This is a genomic window from Rhodobacterales bacterium HKCCA1288, assembly GCA_015693905.1.
Lineage (GTDB): Bacteria > Pseudomonadota > Alphaproteobacteria > Rhodobacterales > Rhodobacteraceae > M30B80.
In genome coordinates this window covers 293,502-312,334 of the sequence record CP065161.1, presented here as the reverse complement: position 1 = coordinate 312,334, position 18,833 = coordinate 293,502, and the positions used below count along the sequence as shown (strand labels likewise).

The window sequence follows — 18,833 nt, the reverse complement described above, 5'->3', positions numbered from 1 at the left end:
CCCCGCCTCAATAGGCCTTGCCACGGGCCGAGATGGGCCAAACCACCTCAACCTTGCCGCCCCGCACGCCGACATACCAATCATGCACATTGCAGGTCGGGTCACAGTGACCTGGCACAAGACGCAGCTTTTCATTGATGGCCAAAACCCCTTTTGGGTCGGCCACCACGCCATGCTCATCGCTGCATTTGACATATTCGACATCATCGCGCCCATAGATCACAGGCAAGCCACTATCGACCGATTGCGCCTTGAGCCCTGCATCGACAATCGCCTTATCGGCCTTGGCATGGCTCATCACCGAGGTCAGGATGAACAGGGCATTTTCCCATTCGCCGCGGTCAATGCGGTTGCCGTTTTCATCAAGAATGCGGCCATAATCCGCATCCATAAAGGCGTAAGAGCCACATTGAAGCTCGTTATAGACGCCCGATGTACTTTCGAAATAATAGCTGCCTGTGCCGCCACCGCCCACGATATCGCAGGCAATCCCTTCTGCGGCCAATGTATCGACCGCGTCCTTGACCATGGCCACGGCAACCGCAATTTTCGCTTTGCGGTCTTCATAGTGATCAAGATGCTGCATTGCGCCTTGATAGGCCTGAATGCCTGCAAATTTTAACCCCTCGGCCGCATCAATGGCGCGGGCTAAGGCCACAACCTCGGGGGTGGTGGTGACACCACAGCGCCCTGCCCCGCAATCAATCTCAACCAGACATTCGATGACCGTGCCGTGACGGGTGGCAGCCGCAGAAAGATCGGCGATGTTGCTCAGATCATCGACACAGCAAATCGCGCGCGCGCCCAAAAGGGGGATCCGTGCCAAACGATCAATTTTTTGCGGGTCGCGCACCTGATTGCTGACCAAAACATCCCGAATACCGCCGCGGGCAAAAACTTCGGCCTCGCTCACCTTTTGGCAGCAGACACCACAGGCCCCGCCAAGGCTTTCTTGCAACTTCGCCACATCGACTGATTTATGCATCTTGCCATGCACACGGTGGCGCATCCCATGGGCGGCGGCATAATCGCCCATTTTCTTGATGTTGCGCTCAAGCGCATCGAGATCAAGGATCAAGCACGGGGTCTGGATATCCGCCTCCGCCATGCCAGGCAGCGCGGGAATGTCATAGCCAACTTCCAGATTTTCAAAACTTGTATGGGTGTTCATGCTCTTAGCCTTTCATCCATGGCAAACGGTCTAAATCGACATTGCCGCCTGTAATAATCACCCCAGTGCGCTTGCCCGCAAAGAGATGTTTGTTCTTCAAAATCACCGCCAAGGGCACTGCACAGCTTGGCTCGATCACAATTTTCATGCGCGCCCAAGTCAGTTTCATCGCATCCACGATTTCATCTTCGCTTGCGGTCAAAATATCGGTGACATGGGATTTCACAAAATGCCAAGTCAGGTCTTTCAACGGCACTTTCAAACCATCCGCGATGGTCTGGGGCGCGTCATCCGCGATGATATGGCCTGCCCGAAAACTGCGCGCGGCATCATCCGCTTGGTCTGGTTCGGCGGCATATATTTTGATCTCAGGGGCGATATTTGACAGCGTCAAACAGGTGCCAGAGATCATACCACCCCCGCCAATTGGGGCCACTACAGCGTCAAGATTGGGCACATCTTCGATCAATTCACGCGAACAGGTGGCTTGGCCTGCAATCACGCGGGGATCATTATAGGGATGCACAAAATTGCCGCCTGTTTTCGCCTGCACCTCGGCAAAGACCGCCTCGCGCGAGGTTGTCGAAGGCTCACATTCCGTGATGATCCCGCCATAGCCCCGCACCGCGTCTTTTTTGGCCTGCGGCGCGCTGTGCGGCATCACCACATGGCACGGAATGCCCCGCCGCCCTGCTGCATAGGACAAAGACAAGGCGTGATTGCCACTCGAATGGGTGCAAACGCCGCGTGCCGCCTCTGCATCTGACAGGCCAAACACCGCATTACATGCACCGCGCACCTTGAAGGCGCCTGCCTTCTGAAAGTTCTCACATTTAAAGAACATCTCCCCCCCGACCAACGCGTTCAAAAAGCGCGAGGTCAGAATGGGCGTGCGGTGGATATAGGGCGTGATCCGTGCGTAGGCATCAAGGCTGTCTTGATAGCTTGGCACGGAAATTGGGCTAAGGTCGTTCATATTTTTACCCTCTCATTCAGCAGCTTGGCGAAGGGCGGTTTGATCCGCGCGGAAATAATCCTGCGCAGCGGCAACCCCTGACCCAAGCGGGATGTCCCATCCCAGATCGGCCATGCACATTTCGGCAGTGGCCAGACCAGAAAGAACCATAACATCGGTCAACATCCCCAAATGGCCGATGCGAAACACCTTGCCTGCGACCTCGCCCAGACCCACACCAAAGGCCACGCCATATTTAGTGGCGGCAAGCTGCGCGAGTTCGGTGCCGCATTTCCCCGCAGGCACCACCACCGCCGTCACTGTGTCAGAGGCCGTGGCAGGATCGGTTGCACAAATCTGCAGACCCCATGCCGCAACAGCACGGCGCACCCCTTCAGCCAATCGGTGGTGACGGGCATAAACAGCCTCTAACCCCTCGCCCTCAAGAAGTGCGATAGAGTGAGACAGGCCCGCGATCAGACCAACAGAAGGGGTGTAGGGATATCCCCCCGCCGCGTAGGATTTCAGCATGTCGCGGAAATCAAAGAAACAGCGCGGCAGGGTGGCACTGTCCATTGCCGCCAAGGCCTTGGGGCTGACGCCCAAAATCGCAAGGCCTGCAGGCAGCATGAAGCCTTTCTGGCTACCTGCCACGGCAATATCGACCCCCCAAGCGTCAAACTCAAATGGCATAGACGCAATGGATGACACGCCATCGACAAACAGCATCGCATCATGGCCTGCGGCATCGAGGGCCGCGCGTATCCCCGCTATATCAGAGCGCACCCCTGTCGCGGTTTCATTATGGGTGGCAAGGACGACTTTGATCTTGCCCTGAACATCCGCGCGCAACGCCGCCTCAATCTGCGCAATCGGGGCCGCCTGCCCCCATGGCACATCAATGATCTGGACGTTCAGACCATGGCGTTGGCACATGTCAATCCAGCGATGGCTGAACATGCCAAACCGCGCGGCAAGAACAGTGTCACCCGCACTCAATGTGTTGGTGATGGCCGCCTCCCACCCGCCTGTGCCTGTCGAGGGCAGCAAGATCACTTCGCCCTCGGTCATTTTCAACACGCGGCGCACCCCCGCCACGGCGGGTTTGAACATCGCGCCAAAGGCGGGACTGCGGTGGTCAAGCGTGGGCATATCACAGGCTTTGCGAATGCTCTCTGGGATATTGGTTGGCCCAGGAATGAAAACTGGATTTTGAAACGACATCTCGTGCGGCCCTCCCTTCAAAGGTTGGGTGCAGATTAACAGGGGGGCTTTACAGCTCGCAATTTTTTCGAAATAATTTTTTAATAGGTGAAAAAATACTTTTTCATCATAAAATTCAATGCGTTGCAGTTTTTCACTTCTCTCTTTGCAAATGAAAGGGCCGCAAATATGACATCAACCACGCGTCAAAGGGGCCGTCCGAAGGCCTTTCATGACAAGACCGAACAAAACACGGTGCAGGCCCTAGATCGCGCGCTTGCCGTGATGGAGGTGGTGGCACAAAAACCTGGTTTGCGGCTGTCTGAACTGGCCGAGGAAACGGGTCAGGCCACCGCAACGCTCTATCGCGCGTTGACCACATTGCAGACGCGCGGGATGGTCGAATGCGATGAGATGCAGCAGGTCTGGCATATCGGCGCGGGCGCCTTTCAAATCGGGTCTGCTTTTTTGCGCCGCACCAATGTTGTGGAACGATCCCGCGCAGGCATGACGCGGCTGATGCGCGAAACGGGCGAGACGGCAAATTTGGGTGTCGAAATGCAGGATGAGGTTTTATTCCTGACGCAAGTCGAAACCCACGAAGCGATCCGCGCCTTTTTTCCACCCGGAACCCGCGCGCCGATGCATGTCTCTGGAATTGGTAAGGCGTTATTGGCATGGCTTCCGCCCGCCCATGTGCAGTCAATCATCCTCAAACGGGGCTTGTCGGCCTTTACCGCGCATAGCCTAACAGATGAGGCAGCCTTGCGCGCCGATCTCGATCAGGCCCGTGCGCGCGGATTTGCCATTGATGACCAAGAGCGCGCCGAAGGAATGCGCTGCATTGCAGCCCCGATCTTCAATGTGCATGGCGAACCTGTGGCGGGCATCTCAATCTCTGGCCCCGCATTTCGGCTGTCGCTGACACGTTCCATGGATTTTGGCGGCATGGTGCGCGAAGCCGCCGATCAGGTCACCGCCGCCATTGGGGGGCGCTGCCCCTAGCGCGCGGCCTGCACCCATGCCACGATGGCGCGGCGCGCCTCATCATCCATTGCAAAGGCATTTGGGGGCGGCATCGCATGGGAAACGCCCGCCTGAGTATAAATCTGGCTGGCATGACGGGCCACATCCGCCTCGGTTTCGAGATAGACATTTTTCGGGGCCCAACGGATACCATCCCATGCGGGTTCACGGGCATGGCACATCGAGCAATTGCCGATCACGGCATAATAGGCCTCTTCAAACCCGTCTGCCGCGACCATCTCGGCCTCATAGGGCGTCAAGGCGCGGCTTGCTGCGGCCTCGTAGGTTTCTGCCGTGCGTGGGATTGACAGCCAAGCGATGACAATCATCAGCAAGACCGTGACCGCCCATGTCCAATGCGGCCCCTTGCCCGTGGCGTGCATCGTGTTGAAATAATGGCGAATGGTCACACCCGTCAGGAAGATCAAGCTTGCAATGATCCACGAATATTCGGTCGCAAAGGCGAGCGGATAATGATTGGACAGCATCAGAAAAATAACGGGCAGCGTGAGGTAATTGTTATGGGTTGAGCGCAGCTTGGCGATCTTGCCATATTTCGCATCAGGCGTGCGCCCCGCCTTGAGATCTGCTACCACAATGCGTTGGTTCGGCATGATCTGGAAAAACACATTCCCCGTCATAATAGTCGCGGTAAAGGCCCCCAAATGCAGCAGCGCCGCCCGCCCCGTAAAGACCTGATGATACCCCCAAGACATCACCACAAGGATCACAAACAGGATCAACATCAGGGTCGTAGGGTTCTCACCCAAAGGCGATTTGCAAAGCTGGTCATACAGAACCCACCCCAAGGCCAACGAGCCGCCTGAGATCAAAATCCCCTGCCACAGCGCCAAATTGGCCTTTGTCGGGTCAAGCAAGAACAACTCGCCCCCGACCCAATAAACAATCATCAACAAAGCTGCACCTGAGACCCAAGTCATATAGCTTTGCCATTTGTGCCAGATCAGATGCTCGGGCATGTTTTCAGGGGCGACCAAATATTTCTGAATGTGGTAAAAGCCGCCGCCATGCACCTGCCATTCTTCGCCATAGGCCCCTTTGGGCATATTTGGCACAGGCCGCAGCCCCAAATCCAAGGCAATGAAAAACAAGGATGCACCAATCCACGCCATCGCCGTGATGACATGCAGCCACCTGACGGAAAACGCGATCCAATCCCAAATGATGGCCAGATCATACATACCGGCATCTCCCTGTTGTTACTTGTCTTTCCTGCATACTAGGCGGCTGAGGTTTATTCTGCTATTACGGGCAAACGCCAAGCAGTATCAAAAAAAGCAAAACAATGTCCTATATTGATAATATCCGAACCTTTGTCCGTGTCTACGAGCTTGGGTCAATGTCGGCGGCAGGGCGCGATTTGCGCATCTCACCTGCCGTGACATCTTCGCGGATTTCTCAACTTGAGGAACATTTGGGCGTGCGTCTGTTTCAGCGCACAACCCGCAACCTCACCCCCACCGAGCAGGGCCAAGCCTTTTATAGGGGGGCAACGCGGATTTTGGAATCGGTCGAGGATGCCGAAGCGCAGATCGTCAACATCACAGAGAACCTCAAAGGCAGTCTCTATGTGGCCGCACCTTTGGGGGTGGGTCGGCGCTTGATCGCGCCCCATGTGCCAGATTTTATCGCGCAATACCCTGAAATTCATGTGCGTCTGCGCCTGTCAGATCGCAAGATTGATCTGACCACCGAAGGGCTTGATCTGGCGTTTTTCCTCGGGGAACCCGAGGATAGCAATCTGCGCATCCGCAAGATTGCGGATGTCGCGCGGGTATTGTGTGCAGCGCCTGCCTATATCGCGGCGCGGGGGATGCCCAAATCAGGCGCTGATCTCGTGACCGAGCGACATGAATGCCTCAACTTGCGCTTTCCAGGGGCAAAGGAATTTCAATGGCGGTTGCAAACCAAAGCAGGGTTTGAGCGGTTCCGCGTGGCCGGGCGTTACGAATCCGATGATGGCGATGTCCTGACAGACTGGGCTTTGGCGGGGCATGGGATTGTAATGAAACCCATCTTTGAGGTGGCCGAGCATCTCAGCTCAGGCGCGCTTGTGCCCGTGGCAACAGAAACCCCACCCGCCCCTATTCAAATGGCCTGTCTTTTCACCCATCGGCGCAGACAAGACCCCAAAACGCGGCTTTTCATGGAATTCATGATTGACCGCGTGGGGGATGTGATCCGCAACAGCGCGCGCGATTAACTGCCGCGATAGGTGGAATAGCCAAAAGGCGACAGCAAAAGCGGCACGTGGTAATGCGTGTCTTCTGACATGCCAAAGCGGATCGGGATCATATCCAAGAAACGGGGGCTTTCGGGTGGCACGCCTTGCGCGTCAAGATAGGCGCCTGCGTGAAAGCAGAGCTCATAAACCCCGCGCGCAAATTCCGCGCTTGGCAAAATCTGCGCATCGGTGCGCCCGTCTGCGTTGGTTTCAACAGTTTTGATCAACTCCGCCCCAGCACCGCTGATGCGATAAAGATCAATTTTCATGCCTGCCGCAGGGCGGCCCGTTGCCGTATCCAAAACATGGGTGGTCAAATATCCCGCCATCGCGCGCGTCCTTTTGCCTGTAAATGAACCCTAGAAAATCTCAAAACTTGCGCCCATGATAGGCGAGATTATGCGCCTGATACAGTGCAGAGCGATCAAAAGAGTGCTTATAGATTTTTTTTAAAATCATCTGCGATTATCTGCATTATGCCATAGAAAAACAAACGAGGCTGATATGACACGCTACCCCCGAGATTTACGCGGCCACGGGCCAGATGCGCCCCATGCCGCTTGGCCCAATGGCGCGAAAATCGCTGTGCAGATCGTGCTGAATTACGAGGAAGGTGGCGAAAACAATATCCTGCACGGCGATGCTGCCTCCGAGGCTTTTTTATCCGAGATCACAGGCGCGCAACCATGGGTTGGGATGCGCCATTGGAATATGGAGTCGATCTACGAATATGGTGCGCGTGCAGGGTTTTGGCGGCTTTATTCCATGATGTCCGACCTACCCGTGACAGTTTATGGTGTGGCCACGGCCCTTGCCCGCAGCCCCGAACAGGTGGCGGCGATGAAAAAGGCGGGTTGGGAAATTGCCAGCCACGGCCTGAAATGGGTGGAACACAAAGATATGCCCCCCGAAGAGGAGCGCGCGCAAATCCGCGAGGCCATCCGCCTGCATACCGAGGTGACCGGAACCCCGCCACGCGGGTGGTATACGGGGCGCTGCTCCATGAACACTGTGGATCTTGCCGCGCAAGAGGGGGATCTGGCCTATATCGCAGACAGCTATGCCGATGACCTGCCCTATTGGGTCAAGGCGGGCGGCAAGGATCAACTGATCGTGCCCTATACAATGGATTGCAACGATATGCGCTTTGCAATCCAAGCAGGTTTCACCGAAGGCGCGCAATTTGAGCGCAGCTTGATCGACACCTTTGATCAGCTTTACGCCGAAGGGGCGGCAGGCGCGCCCAAGATGATGTCGATCGGTCTGCATTGCCGCCTTGCAGGGCGCCCTGCCCGTGCGCTGGCGCTGAAACGCGCGCTTGCGCATTTCCAAGCACATGAGGGCGTTTGGTTTGCTACTCGCGCGGAGATTGCCGATCATTGGGCCGCGACCCACCCCGTGACCGCGCGCATGACCCCCTCGCAAATGACACGGGAGGAATTTGTCGCCGAATTTGGAGGCATGTTTGAGCATAGCCCGTGGATTGCTGAACGTGCCTTTGAGATGGAGCTTGGTGCCGCACATGATTGCGCGGCGGGGGTTCATTCGGTTCTTGCGCGCGCCTTTCGCAGCGCCAGTGCGGCGGAACAGCTTGGGGTGTTGCAAGCCCACCCTGATCTGGCGGGGAAACTGGCCGCGGCCAAGCGTCTGACGGCAGACTCCACCGCCGAGCAGGCCTCAGTCGGGCTTGATAGCCTGACAGATGCAGAACGCGCCGAATTCACCGCCTTGAATGACCGCTATACCGAAGCCTTCGGATTTCCCTTTATTATCGCCGTGCGCGACAACACCAAGGCCAGTATCTTGGAGGCCTTCAAGCGCCGGGTGACGCAATCGCGCGATGTGGAATTCACCGAAGCCTGCCGTCAGGTCGAGCGTATCGCAGAATTGCGTCTGATAGATCGGTTCGCACAATGAAAATCATCATCGAACCCATGAGCGCCGATGCCTTCGCCCCGTTTGGCGATCTGCTTGAGGCGAAAGGCACGCCTGATAAAATCATCAATCAAGGCCTATGTGGCCGTTTCCACGACCGCGCGCGGATGGATTTTTCGGATGGGCGTGCGGGGATCAGTATCTTTCACGCAGAAAAGCGCGATTTGCCCTTAAAGCTTGATCTGGTCGAGCGGCACTCTGAAGGATCTCAGGCCTTTGTTCCGATGAGCCACCAGCCGTTTTTGGTGGTCGTGGCCGAAGATCAAAACGGGACACCGCAGAACATCCGCGCCTTCCTGACCGAGGCCGGGCAAGCGATCAATATTCATCGCGGCGTCTGGCATGGGGTGCTGACGCCGCTTTATGACCCTGGTCTTTTCGCGGTCATCGACCGCATCGGCGAAGGCCCCAATTTAGAAGAATATTGGCTGCCTGATGAGGTGATTATTGCCACCTCATAAGGGCATGTGGCGGTTCACATCTTTGTAGAGCAGATAACGGAACTTGCCCGGCCCCCCTGCATAGCAGGCTTGCGGGCAAAAGGCGCGCAGCCACATATAATCGCCCGCCTCAACCTCGACCCAATCCGTGTTGAGGCGATAGACGGCCTTGCCCTCTAGCACATAAAGACCATGCTCCATCACATGGGTTTCCAGAAACGGGATCACCGCGCCAGGCTCAAATGTCACGATGGTCACATGCATATCATGGCGCAGGTCAGCCGGGTCAACAAAGCGCGTGGTGGCCCATTTCCCTTCTGTGCCCGCCATTGGCGTGGGCGCGATATCGCGCTCGTTCAAGATTAGAACATCAGGGTGATCAAGACCTTCAACCTCTTGATAGGCCTTTCTGATCCAATGAAACCGCAAAGGCGACTGCCCACGATTATATAATTCCCATGCATGGGCAGGCGGCAAATAGGCGTAACCGCCCTCCTCCAACAGATGGGTTTGACCATCCACTGTCAGGCTTGCTTCGCCCTCCACCACAAAAAGAACCGCTTCGGCCTCCTCATCGGTTTCAGGGCGCGCGCTGCCACCTTCGGGCGCGACTTCCATGATGTAATGCGAAAAGGTTTCAGCAAAGCCCGACAGGGGCCGCGCAATCACCCAAAGGCGGGTTTTCTCCCAAAAGGGCAGGAAACTGGTGGTAATATCGCGCATCGTGCCGCGTGGGATCACGGCATAGGCCTCGGTAAAGACCGCACGATCTGTCAAAAGCTGTTCCTGCGGGGGATGGCCGCCTGTGGGGGCGAAATATTTGGGGCTCATAAAGGCAACTCACATTGAAAACTGAGACTATGATAGGCGCTTGTTGCGGCGCTGTCGCACCCAAAAAGCACGAAGGCAGTTTTCGGGTTTCTTTGACAATCACAGCACTCTATTAGGCAATTTTTGCAGACTGCACCTTAGGCAAGCCGCCCATCTCAAGGATCAGATCAACGATTTTCTCTACGCCCTGCTCATTGCGCAATTGCGCCATCACGAAGGGCCGCCCTGCGCGTGCGCGGGTGGCGTCAGCCTCCATCACCTCAAGCCGCGCCCCGACATAAGGCGCGAGATCAGTTTTGTTGATCACCAAGATATCCGAGCGTGTCAGTGCAGGCCCGCCTTTGCGCGGAATATCCTCGCCCGATGCCGTATCAATCACATAAATCGTCAAATCCGCCAATTCAGGGCTGAATGTCGCCGATAGGTTATCGCCGCCACTTTCGATCAACACGATTTCAAGGTCAGGGTGGCGCGCCTGCATTTGCGCAATCGCGGCCAAATTGATGCTGGCATCCTCGCGGATGGCCGTATGGGGGCAGCCCCCTGTCTCAACCCCAATGATCCGATCAAGGGGCAGGATCTGCATCCGCATCAGCGCCTCTGCATCCTCTTGGGTGTAAATATCATTGGTGATGACACCAATGGAAAACTGGTTTTTCAGACGCGCGGCGAGCCTTGCGGTCAGCGTGGTTTTACCCGCGCCAACAGGGCCACCGATCCCAATTCGAAGCGGGCCATTTGGGGAAAGATTGGTCATGATTGAAACATCCTCGCAGGGGCCAACCCGTGGTGTGCGGCGGCAATGTCAGAAAGAAAGGCGGTGCTGTGCAAATCATCCAAACTTGCGGTTTCAGCAATCGGGGCAAGGGCGGTAATCTGGGGCGAAAGCCGCGCCAATATCCCTTGTGCCGCCACCTGCCCCAAGGGCATCAAGCGTTGCGCCGCAGCGACAAGATTTGCGAAAAACCCCTGAAGATAGAGGGCCGCCGCATCGGCGGGCGCAATCCCGCGCTGTGCGGCCACAAAGCCTAGCGCGATTGGCACAAACAGATCAGGCAGGCCCTCCTGCCCCCAAACATCGCGCATCAAGGCGCTGAAACTGGCCCCCATATTTTGCGCCTCGCGCAGACGGGGGGCCGCAAACTGCCATGCGCGGGCCTCATCTTGGAGTGCGATCAAGGCGCCATGCCCCTCGGCTTTGGCGCCAAGCCCGATCCAAATCGCATCATTGCGCCCCGTGCCATGATGCAGCAGGTCACATAACCAATCCTCAAGATCATCGGCAGATGTGATTAGCCCGTCTTGAATGGCGGCCTCAATCCCATGACTAAAGGCAAAGCCCCCCACAGGGAAGGCAGGCGAAACCCACTGCGCCAGTGTGATATAATCGGCATCAATGCGCATGGGGCATATGCGCGCTTGCGCCATGTTCATGGGCATGGGTGCGCCCATGGCCGTAGGCCCCGCCCTCGGGGGTGAAGGGGCGGGTTTCTTCCACCAAATCCGCCCCAAGTTGCCCCAACATATGCGCGATTACGGGATCGCGGCGGATGATCAGACAGCCCTGTCCAATCTCGCAAGGGGTGTGGCGATTGCCAATGTGCCACGCGAGACGCGCTAAGTTTTCACCACGGATGACCAACACCGCCTCAGGGGCGGCGCGCACTGCAATGCGGCGACCATCGGTCAGCACCAAAACATCCCCCGCGTCCAGCGATGTGGTCTGCGCCAAATCCAATAAAAACGCCCGCCCACCATCGCTGATAAGGCGCTTGCGGCGTAAGAACCGCGCCTCGTAATCCAGCGTGATCGTGTCAAAAGAAAGGGCCACGCCCGTGACAGGCCCGCGCATCACCTCATGGCACAAGGGTAGATCAGTCATCCTTCCCCCCTTTTTCAGAATAGGAAATAGCGCTGCGCCATTGGCAGCACCTCGGCAGGTTCGCAGATCAGCAATTCCCCATCTGCGCGCACCTCATAGGTTTCAGGGTTCACCTCGACCTGTGGGGTGGCGGTGTTCAGCTTCATATCTGCCTTGCCGATGGCGCGTGTGTTGCGCACCGCAAGGGTCGCTTTGGCGAGGCCAAGCGCGGATTTGATGTCGCGCGATTGCGCGGCCTCGGATACGAAACTGACCGATCCGCGTTCCACCGAACGCCCATAAGCCCCCCACATGGGCCGCGAATAGACGGGCTGCGGGGTTGGGATTGAGGCATTGGGATCACCCATTTGCGCCATGGCAATCGTGCCGCCGATCAAGACCATCTCAGGCTTGACCCCGAAAAAGGCAGGTGACCACAGCACCAGATCGGCGCGCTTGCCAACCTCAATCGAGCCAATCTCATGCGAAATTCCATGCGCAATGGCGGGGTTGATCGTGTATTTCGCGACATAGCGGCGGACGCGGAAATTGTCATTCTCGCCCGTCTCCTCGGGCAGGCGGCCGCGTTGTTTGCGCATCTTATCCGCCGTTTGCCATGTGCGGATGATCACTTCACCCACCCGCCCCATCGCCTGACTGTCAGACGCAATGATCGAAAACGCGCCCATATCGTGCAGGATATCTTCGGCGGCGATGGTTTCGCGGCGAATGCGGCTTTCGGCGAAGGCGATATCTTCGGGGATGGATTTGTCCAGATGGTGGCAGACCATCAACATATCGAGATGTTCCTCGACCGTGTTCACGGTGAAGGGCCGTGTTGGGTTGGTTGAGGACGGGATCACATGTGCCTCGCCGCAGATTTTGATGATGTCAGGCGCATGACCGCCCCCCGCCCCTTCGGTGTGGAAGGCATGGATCGTGCGGCCTTTCAGCGCCTTGATCGTATGTTCGACAAAACCCGACTCGTTGAGCGTGTCGGTATGGATCATCACCTGCACATCCATCGCATCGGCCACGCTGAGGCAGCAATCGATTGCAGCAGGCGTTGTGCCCCAATCTTCGTGCAGTTTCAGCGCGCAAGCCCCGCCCATAATCTGTTCCTCAAGGGCGGCGGGCAGGCTGGCATTGCCCTTGCCCGCGAAGGCAAGGTTCATCGGAAAGGCATCCGCCGCCTGCAACATCCGCCCCAAATGCCACGGCCCAGGCGTGCAGGTGGTGGCAAGCGTGCCATGCGCAGGCCCCGTGCCCCCGCCCAACATCGTGGTCAGGCCCGAATGCAGCGCATCTTCGATCTGCTGCGGGCAGATGTAATGGATATGGCTGTCAAACCCGCCTGCGGTCAGGATACGCCCCTCGCCCGCGATGATCTCGGTGCCTGCGCCGATGGGGATGGTGATCTTGGGCTGCGTGTCGGGATTGCCCGCCTTGCCGATGGCGGCGATGCGCCCATCCTTCAGGCCAATATCCGCTTTATAAATCCCTGTGTAATCCACCACCAACGCGTTGGTGATGACTGTGTCCATCACCCCTTCAGCGCGGGTCAGTTGCGATTGGCCCATACCATCGCGGATCACCTTGCCGCCGCCAAACTTGACCTCCTCCCCATGGGGGCCTGTGAGATCACGCTCGACCTCGATGATCAAATCTGTATCGGCAAGGCGCAGTCGGTCGCCTGTGGTCGGCCCAAACATCCCTGCATGATCGCGGCGCGAAATTGAGGCAGGCATCACAAATCCCCCATGATTGCGGCGTTAAAGCCAAAGACCCGCCGCGCCCCAGAAATCGGGATCAGAGTGACCTCGCGGCGCTGACCAGGCTCGAACCGCACCGATGTGCCTGAGGCAATATCAAGGCGCATCCCACGGGCGGCCTTGCGGTCAAACTCTAGCGCGGGGTTGGTTTCAGCGAAATGATAATGGCTGCCCACTTGCACAGGCCTGTCGCCCGTATTGGCAACCATGACAGTCATCGCCGCGGCACCCGCATTCAGGGTCAAATCCCCTTCTACAACAAACAACTCGCCCGGGATCATTTCCGCTGCTCCGCAATGATCAAAACAGCCAATCCAATTGCGCCAAGAGCGCCAAGCGCCACGGCCCAAGGTTCGACCCCATGCGGGTGAAGATGCAGACCCTCATGCGCAATTGCAGGGCTAGCAAGCATGAGGGACAGGGCAGAAAGGATCATAGTTTTCATGAATTTATTCCTTTATCTTCAACGAATAGGGTTATGGACAGTGACCAATTTTGTGCCATCGGGAAATGTGGCCTCGACCTGCACCTCGTGGATCATCTCAGGCACGCCTTCCATACATTGATCGCGCGTGATGACATGGCCCCCTGCCTGCATCAAATCCGCCACACTGCGGCCATCACGGGCCCCTTCGACCACCGCATCGGTGATCAGCGCGATTGCCTCGGGATGGTTCAGCTTCACCCCCCGCGCAAGGCGGCGGCGGGCCACCTCAGCGGCCATCGAGATTAGCAGTTTATCTTTTTCACGGGGGGTGAGGTTCATCTCTTACAGGCTCCAAGAACGGGGAAGATCATGGGGGGATAAGGCGCGCAAAACGGGCACCAAAGTGCGGCGCAGGCCAAACCCATCTTCGGCTAGAATGCGCAGCAGCAATAAATCCGCTTGCGGGGCTGATACGGCAGCGGTTTGGGGCAACAGGGTGCGGATCATCTCAAGCTTGGCGCAGGCACCAGGCGCGGCACATATCACCGTGGCAAATCCCGCAGCCCCCTGCCCGATGGCGGCACGCGCAAGATGGGCGTGAAGATCACCCTCCATCCGCAGCGCATCGCGATAGAGGGGACGCCCTGCGCGGGTGATGCTGATGTGATCTTGCAGATAGCCCTGTCGCACCACCTCGCCCATCGCAGCGCGCCCAAGGATAACGCTTTCTGCGGCCAATAGATACGCGTCTTCGGCCATCTCCACGCAGAGGCGCCGCCGCAGCGCGCCGCCATCAAACAAGATCACCTCCTGCGGCAGCCATGACAGCGCAGCCCCTGCTGCAATGGTTAACTGCGTGCTGACCTGACCACGGCCCGTTGCGGCGCGATAGATGCGTTCGGCCGATTGCGTGGTCAACGTCAGATGCCCGCCCGCCACATCGCCCACAATGGCGAAGCGATCCCCGCCTGTGATGCCGCCAGCAGTGTTGATCATCACCGCCTCAACGGTGCCTTCGCGGCGCGGAAACAGCGCGCGCAATGATCCTTCGGCCCGAAAATCCTGTAATCGCCCCGAGGGCCCCAAAGCCACACGCAAAGCCCCCTTTGCACGCGGGGGGGCGCATGGTGGCGATATGGGCAAAGTTTCAGTCACGCGGAGGCGGCCTTGATGGTGGATTGCACGTCTGACCCACGATTTCCCTCTCGGGCAGCAAGGAAAAGAGGCGCGCTTGGCCCCAATCGGCCCCCGCGGATGATTGATTAAATTTTAATCGAAATTTTGATCTGCGCCCAAAAATAGCGCGAAATGAAAAGCCCCCGCGGCGCGTGCCTGCGGGGGCCAAATCACTCGGGTCAATTTGGCGCGCGCTCTGCCCATCCTGCAAAGATACGCTCAAGCGCCACAACCACATAGAACAGCAAGATGCCAAGGGCGGCCAACATGAACAGCACCGCAAACATCAATGGATAATCTGCGCTAATCCGCCCTGAATCGAACAACGCCCCAAGGCCGCGACCATGCGGGCTGACGATTTCCATCAAATTTGTGCCAATAAAGGCCAAGGTGACAGCAACCTTCAACGCCCCGAAAAATTCGGGCAGGGTTTTGGGCAACGCAATTTTCCAGAAAATCGTGAATTTCGAGGCACCAAGTGCGCGCAAAATATCGCGATATTCAGGTTCTAGCGTGGACAATCCGATTGAGACAGAGACTGCAATCGGGAAAAACGAGATCATAAAGGCGATAAGCACGGTGTTGAAATCATGCTGACCCACGAAGATCAGCGCCACAATCGGCACCACTGTCGCCTTGGGGATCGCGTTGAAGCCAACCAAGAGCGGGTATAACCCCTCGCGCGCGATGCGCGAAAAGCCCATGATCATCCCCAACCCTGTGCCAAACACCACCGCCAAGGCCAAACCCACCACTGTGCGCCAAAGCGTTTCCCACGAGGCCACAACGAATAATTCGCGGAATTGCCAAAATTTTGGGATCAAATCCGAAGGTGAGGCCATGCGATAATTGGGCAGTTGATAGAACCAGACCAACCATTCCCAGATGGCAATCACAGCCGCGATGAACAGGATCGGCACGCCGATTTTAAGGAACTTATCATTCATGCTGCGCCCTCCTGAGGAACGCGACCTTGCGCCAGTTGAATTTGGTGGCGCAGCACGGCCAACATATCGACCGCTTTTTTGCTGTAGAGATCTTCAAGACTGCGCTTGCCCGTCAGATCAACCTGCAAAATATGTTGGGCATGGGCGGGGCGACCCGAGAGAACCACCACTTGATCTGCCAAAAACACACTTTCGCGCAGATCATGGGTGATCAACAGGCAGGTAAAGGGCTCTTCCGCACGCAGATCATGCATGGTGCACCACAGGTCTTCGCGGGTGAAGGCGTCAAGCGCCCCAAAGGGTTCATCCAAGATCAGCACATCGGGCTTATGGATGATAGAGCGGCACAAGGAGGCCCGTTGGCGCATCCCCCCTGAAAGCTCGGAGGGTTTCTTGCCCTCAAACCCTTTGAGCCCCACCAATTCCAACAAATGGCGCGCGCGCGCCTCGCCCTCGGCGCGGCTCATTGGGGTTTTGACAATCTCCAAGGGCAGAAGCACGTTTTCCAAAATTGTGCGCCATTCCAACAGAACGGGGTTTTGAAACGCCATCCCCACTGTGGGGCGTGGCCCTGTTACCTTTTGACCTGACAACCAGACCTCGCCTTGGTCAGGGCGCATCAGCCCTGACACCAATCGCGTCAGCGTGGATTTCCCACAGCCCGAAGGCCCAACCACCGCGCAAAATGAATGTTCTTCAATCTGCAAAGAGAGATCATCAAGAACGGGCAAAGGCCCCGATGCCGTGCGATAGGCATGAGTGACCCCTTTTAATTCTATTTGAAACGCCATCTGTGCCTTTATCCCTGAAAAATTGGGCCAGCGAGATCAGGTCGCGCTGGCCCTTTATTGTCTTATGGTTTGGCTTTATTGGGCCAAGCTGCGCTCCTCAGCGGGGGGCAGATAGGCATCGGTGAAATAGAGCGATGCGTCAGGCGCGTTTTGGAAATCGTAAACGATGGTCATCTGCTCAAGCGCCTCAGCCATGCGGGCAGGGTCAATATCGCCCATGCCATTTTCAAGCGCATAAGCGGTTGCGATATTCGCATCGAGCGCCATTTGCAGACGCCGCGTTTCCAAATCAACATCGCCTGCAGGGTTGCGCGCGATTACGGCAGCTGCGCCTGCGGCAGGGTCAGCCATAGCATCGCGCACACCATCGACAACCGCACCCAAGAACGCGGTCACAATCTCGGGGTTCGCGGCGGCGTAATCCGTGTTTACGATGATCGCGTTGCCATAAAGTTTAACCCCGTGATCCGCGAAAAGGATCGTGGTCAGATCATCCTCAGGCACGCCCAAACGTGCGGCGCTGAGATAGGAGCTAAAATTGAAGCCCGTCACACTGTCCACTGTGCCTTCGGCCAAAGATGGCTCGCGCGTGGGGAAGCCAACAGGCTCGACCGTGATTGTGCTGACATCGATACCATTTACGGCTGCCAAAATCGGGAATTGCGCCCATGCCCCATCAGGGGGCGGTGCACCAAGGGTAGAGCCTTCGAGATCTTCAATCCCGTTAATCCCAAGGCTTTTACGACCCACAATCGAGAAAGGTGGGCTGTCATAGATCATCATAACGGCGGTCACAGGGGCGCCAGGGTTTTGATCTAGGAAGCGGATCAATGAGTTGATATCGGCAAACCCAATGGGAAATGCACCCGTGGCAACCTTGGGGATCGCATCAAGCGACCCTTCGCCTGCAGAAATCTCAACATCAAGGCCTGCATCTGCGAAATGGCCATTATCGATAGCCAAGAAATAAGGCGCAGATGGCCCCTCAAACCGCCAATCGAGCGTAAAGGGGATATCGGTTTGGGCGAAGGCAGGGGTGGTTGCAATCATCCCTGCGGCGATCAGTGGTAGTGTTTTACGAAGCACGGCTTATTCTCCAATCCAATGCAGCACTGTGAAGCCACCTCATGATCCCACCCGCCTGCGGTCAATCCGCGGCATGGGCAAGACGGCGCGCCATGACGAAGGCCTGTTAAAGATTAGGCAGTTCCAGAAATTTTGCCTAGAAAAAAAGCAAACCGCGAAGCTGATAGATGAAGAATTTGTAAAATTCCCTTAAATTTTTCTCCAATTGCCAAGCGAACCCCAAGCCCCTAGCGTGGCAGTCGCGTGAGAACTGAAAAAGAAAATAGCCCAAATGAACCAAGATAATTTTGTGATCCCTGCCCCCCCGCACCCAATGATTCCCGTGGAGGGGGGCGGCGTATTTCCTGTTCGCCGCGTGTATTGCATCGGGCGCAATTATGCCGCCCATGCGATTGAAATGGGTCATGATCCCGACCGCGAGCCGCCGTTCTTCTTTCAGAAAAATCCAGACAGTTTGGATGCGTCAGGCGAGATGCCCTACCCTGTTGGCACGTCTGACTTGCATCATGAGATCGAAATGATGGTGGCGCTGAAATCAGGCGGGCGCGATATCGCACTTGAAGACGCGCTATCCCATGTGTGGGGCTATGGCGTGGCGCTTGATATGACACGGCGCGATTTGCAGGGCGAGGCCAAGAAATTAGGCCGCCCTTGGGAGATCGGTAAATCCTTTGAGCACTCCGCCCCGATAAGCCCGCTTTTGCCAGTGGCCCAAGTGGGCCATCCCAGCACAGGAGAGATCACGCTGCATGTGAATGGGGCGCTGCGCCAAGAGGGGGATTTGGCGCAAATGATTTGGAAAACGCCCGAAATCATTCGCTATCTGTCGCAATATTTTGAATTGGCGGCAGGGGATGTGATCCTAACGGGCACACCTGCGGGGGTTGGCCCCGTGGCGCGCGGCGATGTGATGGAAGGAAAGGTTGCAGGTCTGGGCACGTTGCGCGTCCGCGTGACCTGAACCTGC

General features: G+C 57.1%; 22 protein-coding genes. 5 read left to right on the top strand and 17 right to left on the bottom strand.

Going from position 1 to position 18,833, the window contains the following annotated elements; all coding sequences use genetic code 11:
* Positions 1–7: 7 nt before the first annotated feature.
* The 3 genes from I3V23_01540 to I3V23_01530 are packed head-to-tail and all read right to left on the bottom strand — an operon-like array spanning position 8 to position 3,350.
* Complete coding sequence (locus tag I3V23_01540; protein ID QPI85717.1) at positions 8–1,171, bottom strand: DSD1 family PLP-dependent enzyme; 1,164 nt, start codon at positions 1,169–1,171, stop codon at positions 8–10.
* 4 nt (positions 1,172–1,175) lie between these two features.
* Positions 1,176–2,147: a pyridoxal-phosphate dependent enzyme gene (locus tag I3V23_01535; protein ID QPI85716.1), complete on the bottom strand. Its 972-nt coding sequence runs from the start codon at positions 2,145–2,147 to the stop codon at positions 1,176–1,178.
* Between the two features lie 12 nt (positions 2,148–2,159).
* Positions 2,160–3,350: an aminotransferase class V-fold PLP-dependent enzyme gene (locus tag I3V23_01530; protein ID QPI85715.1), complete on the bottom strand. Its 1,191-nt coding sequence runs from the start codon at positions 3,348–3,350 to the stop codon at positions 2,160–2,162.
* 168 nt (positions 3,351–3,518) lie between these two features.
* Here I3V23_01530 and I3V23_01525 point away from each other — a divergent pair, with 168 nt between their 5' ends.
* Positions 3,519–4,334, top strand: a complete 816-nt coding sequence (locus I3V23_01525) for an IclR family transcriptional regulator (protein ID QPI85714.1) — start codon at positions 3,519–3,521, stop codon at positions 4,332–4,334.
* On the opposite strand, the gene I3V23_01520 is transcribed toward I3V23_01525, so the two are convergent.
* Complete coding sequence (locus I3V23_01520) at positions 4,331–5,557, bottom strand: urate hydroxylase PuuD (GenBank protein ID QPI85713.1); 1,227 nt, start codon at positions 5,555–5,557, stop codon at positions 4,331–4,333. The genes I3V23_01525 and I3V23_01520 overlap by 4 nt on opposite strands.
* Before the next feature lie 104 nt (positions 5,558–5,661).
* On the opposite strand from I3V23_01520, the gene I3V23_01515 reads away from it, so the two are divergent.
* On the top strand, positions 5,662–6,579 hold the full coding sequence (locus tag I3V23_01515; GenBank protein ID QPI85712.1) for a LysR family transcriptional regulator: 918 nt from the start codon (positions 5,662–5,664) through the stop codon (positions 6,577–6,579).
* Here I3V23_01515 and uraH read toward each other — a convergent pair.
* Positions 6,576–6,929, bottom strand: coding sequence for a hydroxyisourate hydrolase (gene uraH, locus I3V23_01510; protein QPI85711.1), 354 nt, complete (start codon positions 6,927–6,929; stop codon positions 6,576–6,578). The genes I3V23_01515 and uraH overlap by 4 nt on opposite strands.
* Positions 6,930–7,104: 175 nt before the next feature.
* Here uraH and puuE point away from each other — a divergent pair, with 175 nt between their 5' ends.
* Together puuE and I3V23_01500 are read left to right on the top strand one after the other, a co-directional pair.
* A complete protein-coding gene (gene puuE, locus I3V23_01505; protein QPI85710.1) occupies positions 7,105–8,517 on the top strand; it encodes an allantoinase PuuE in 1,413 nt (470 codons plus the stop codon).
* On the top strand, positions 8,514–8,996 hold the full coding sequence (locus I3V23_01500) for an ureidoglycolate lyase (protein ID QPI85709.1): 483 nt from the start codon (positions 8,514–8,516) through the stop codon (positions 8,994–8,996). Before puuE ends, I3V23_01500 begins: the two co-directional genes overlap by 4 nt.
* Here the strand turns inward: I3V23_01500 and I3V23_01495 are convergent.
* The 12 genes from I3V23_01495 to I3V23_01440 all read right to left on the bottom strand — a co-directional run bounded on the left by I3V23_01495 (position 8,991) and on the right by I3V23_01440 (position 17,830).
* The gene (locus tag I3V23_01495) at positions 8,991–9,806 is read right to left on the bottom strand and encodes a (S)-ureidoglycine aminohydrolase (protein ID QPI85708.1); all 816 of its coding nucleotides are present in this window, start codon (positions 9,804–9,806) and stop codon (positions 8,991–8,993) included. The two genes, I3V23_01500 and I3V23_01495, sit on opposite strands and share 6 nt — an antisense overlap.
* A 112-nt stretch (positions 9,807–9,918) precedes the next feature.
* The gene (gene ureG / locus I3V23_01490; protein ID QPI85707.1) at positions 9,919–10,563 is read right to left on the bottom strand and encodes an urease accessory protein UreG; all 645 of its coding nucleotides are present in this window, start codon (positions 10,561–10,563) and stop codon (positions 9,919–9,921) included.
* On the bottom strand, positions 10,560–11,246 hold the full coding sequence (locus I3V23_01485) for an urease accessory protein UreF (protein ID QPI85706.1): 687 nt from the start codon (positions 11,244–11,246) through the stop codon (positions 10,560–10,562). The genes ureG and I3V23_01485 overlap by 4 nt, the downstream gene beginning before the upstream one ends.
* Complete coding sequence (locus tag I3V23_01480) at positions 11,200–11,688, bottom strand: urease accessory protein UreE (protein ID QPI85705.1); 489 nt, start codon at positions 11,686–11,688, stop codon at positions 11,200–11,202. Before I3V23_01480 ends, I3V23_01485 begins: the two co-directional genes overlap by 47 nt.
* A gap of 14 nt (positions 11,689–11,702) precedes the next feature.
* Positions 11,703–13,415, bottom strand: a complete 1,713-nt coding sequence (gene ureC, locus I3V23_01475) for an urease subunit alpha (protein ID QPI85704.1) — start codon at positions 13,413–13,415, stop codon at positions 11,703–11,705.
* On the bottom strand, positions 13,415–13,720 hold the full coding sequence (locus I3V23_01470; protein ID QPI85703.1) for an urease subunit beta: 306 nt from the start codon (positions 13,718–13,720) through the stop codon (positions 13,415–13,417). Before I3V23_01470 ends, ureC begins: the two co-directional genes overlap by 1 nt.
* Entirely contained in the window at positions 13,717–13,884 is a 168-nt protein-coding gene (locus tag I3V23_01465) for a peptidase M23 (GenBank protein ID QPI85702.1), read from the bottom strand. The genes I3V23_01470 and I3V23_01465 overlap by 4 nt, the downstream gene beginning before the upstream one ends.
* A gap of 18 nt (positions 13,885–13,902) precedes the next feature.
* Positions 13,903–14,205, bottom strand: coding sequence for an urease subunit gamma (locus I3V23_01460; GenBank protein QPI85701.1), 303 nt, complete (start codon positions 14,203–14,205; stop codon positions 13,903–13,905).
* A 3-nt stretch (positions 14,206–14,208) separates the two neighbouring features.
* Positions 14,209–14,862, bottom strand: a complete 654-nt coding sequence (locus I3V23_01455) for an urease accessory protein UreD (GenBank protein ID QPI86629.1) — start codon at positions 14,860–14,862, stop codon at positions 14,209–14,211.
* Between the two features lie 359 nt (positions 14,863–15,221).
* Positions 15,222–15,989 (bottom strand): ABC transporter permease, encoded by a 768-nt coding sequence (locus I3V23_01450; protein QPI85700.1) that lies wholly within the window; start codon positions 15,987–15,989, stop codon positions 15,222–15,224.
* Positions 15,986–16,780: an ABC transporter ATP-binding protein gene (locus I3V23_01445; GenBank protein QPI85699.1), complete on the bottom strand. Its 795-nt coding sequence runs from the start codon at positions 16,778–16,780 to the stop codon at positions 15,986–15,988. Before I3V23_01445 ends, I3V23_01450 begins: the two co-directional genes overlap by 4 nt.
* A 75-nt stretch (positions 16,781–16,855) precedes the next feature.
* Positions 16,856–17,830 carry an ABC transporter substrate-binding protein gene (locus tag I3V23_01440; protein ID QPI86628.1) on the bottom strand — a complete coding sequence of 325 codons (975 nt, stop codon included), beginning with the start codon at positions 17,828–17,830 and terminating at the stop codon, positions 16,856–16,858.
* Positions 17,831–18,137: 307 nt separating this feature from the next.
* On the opposite strand from I3V23_01440, the gene I3V23_01435 reads away from it, so the two are divergent.
* Entirely contained in the window at positions 18,138–18,827 is a 690-nt protein-coding gene (locus I3V23_01435; GenBank protein QPI85698.1) for a fumarylacetoacetate hydrolase family protein, read from the top strand.
* Positions 18,828–18,833: the final 6 nt, after the last annotated feature.

Excerpts from the sequence above, each read along its gene's own strand:
- puuE (QPI85710.1), top strand. The coding sequence starts at position 7,105 with ATGACACGCTACCCCCGAGATTTACGCGGCCACGGGCCAGATGCGCCC.
- I3V23_01535 (QPI85716.1), bottom strand. The coding sequence starts at position 2,147 with ATGAACGACCTTAGCCCAATTTCCGTGCCAAGCTATCAAGACAGCCTT.
- I3V23_01540 (QPI85717.1), bottom strand. The coding sequence starts at position 1,171 with ATGAACACCCATACAAGTTTTGAAAATCTGGAAGTTGGCTATGACATT.
- I3V23_01480 (QPI85705.1), bottom strand. The coding sequence starts at position 11,688 with ATGACTGATCTACCCTTGTGCCATGAGGTGATGCGCGGGCCTGTCACG.
- uraH (QPI85711.1), bottom strand. The coding sequence starts at position 6,929 with ATGGCGGGATATTTGACCACCCATGTTTTGGATACGGCAACGGGCCGC.
- I3V23_01470 (QPI85703.1), bottom strand. The coding sequence starts at position 13,720 with ATGATCCCGGGCGAGTTGTTTGTTGTAGAAGGGGATTTGACCCTGAAT.
- I3V23_01520 (QPI85713.1), bottom strand. The coding sequence starts at position 5,557 with ATGTATGATCTGGCCATCATTTGGGATTGGATCGCGTTTTCCGTCAGG.
- I3V23_01465 (QPI85702.1), bottom strand. The coding sequence starts at position 13,884 with ATGAAAACTATGATCCTTTCTGCCCTGTCCCTCATGCTTGCTAGCCCT.
- I3V23_01435 (QPI85698.1), top strand. The coding sequence starts at position 18,138 with ATGAACCAAGATAATTTTGTGATCCCTGCCCCCCCGCACCCAATGATT.
- ureC (QPI85704.1), bottom strand. The coding sequence starts at position 13,415 with ATGCCTGCCTCAATTTCGCGCCGCGATCATGCAGGGATGTTTGGGCCG.
- I3V23_01460 (QPI85701.1), bottom strand. The coding sequence starts at position 14,205 with ATGAACCTCACCCCCCGTGAAAAAGATAAACTGCTAATCTCGATGGCC.
- I3V23_01445 (QPI85699.1), bottom strand. The coding sequence starts at position 16,780 with ATGGCGTTTCAAATAGAATTAAAAGGGGTCACTCATGCCTATCGCACG.
- I3V23_01515 (QPI85712.1), top strand. The coding sequence starts at position 5,662 with ATGTCCTATATTGATAATATCCGAACCTTTGTCCGTGTCTACGAGCTT.
- ureG (QPI85707.1), bottom strand. The coding sequence starts at position 10,563 with ATGACCAATCTTTCCCCAAATGGCCCGCTTCGAATTGGGATCGGTGGC.
- I3V23_01450 (QPI85700.1), bottom strand. The coding sequence starts at position 15,989 with ATGAATGATAAGTTCCTTAAAATCGGCGTGCCGATCCTGTTCATCGCG.
- I3V23_01495 (QPI85708.1), bottom strand. The coding sequence starts at position 9,806 with ATGAGCCCCAAATATTTCGCCCCCACAGGCGGCCATCCCCCGCAGGAA.
- I3V23_01455 (QPI86629.1), bottom strand. The coding sequence starts at position 14,862 with ATGATCAACACTGCTGGCGGCATCACAGGCGGGGATCGCTTCGCCATT.
- I3V23_01440 (QPI86628.1), bottom strand. The coding sequence starts at position 17,830 with ATGATTGCAACCACCCCTGCCTTCGCCCAAACCGATATCCCCTTTACG.
- I3V23_01500 (QPI85709.1), top strand. The coding sequence starts at position 8,514 with ATGAAAATCATCATCGAACCCATGAGCGCCGATGCCTTCGCCCCGTTT.
- I3V23_01525 (QPI85714.1), top strand. The coding sequence starts at position 3,519 with ATGACATCAACCACGCGTCAAAGGGGCCGTCCGAAGGCCTTTCATGAC.
- I3V23_01530 (QPI85715.1), bottom strand. The coding sequence starts at position 3,350 with ATGTCGTTTCAAAATCCAGTTTTCATTCCTGGGCCAACCAATATCCCA.
- I3V23_01485 (QPI85706.1), bottom strand. The coding sequence starts at position 11,246 with ATGCCCATGAACATGGCGCAAGCGCGCATATGCCCCATGCGCATTGAT.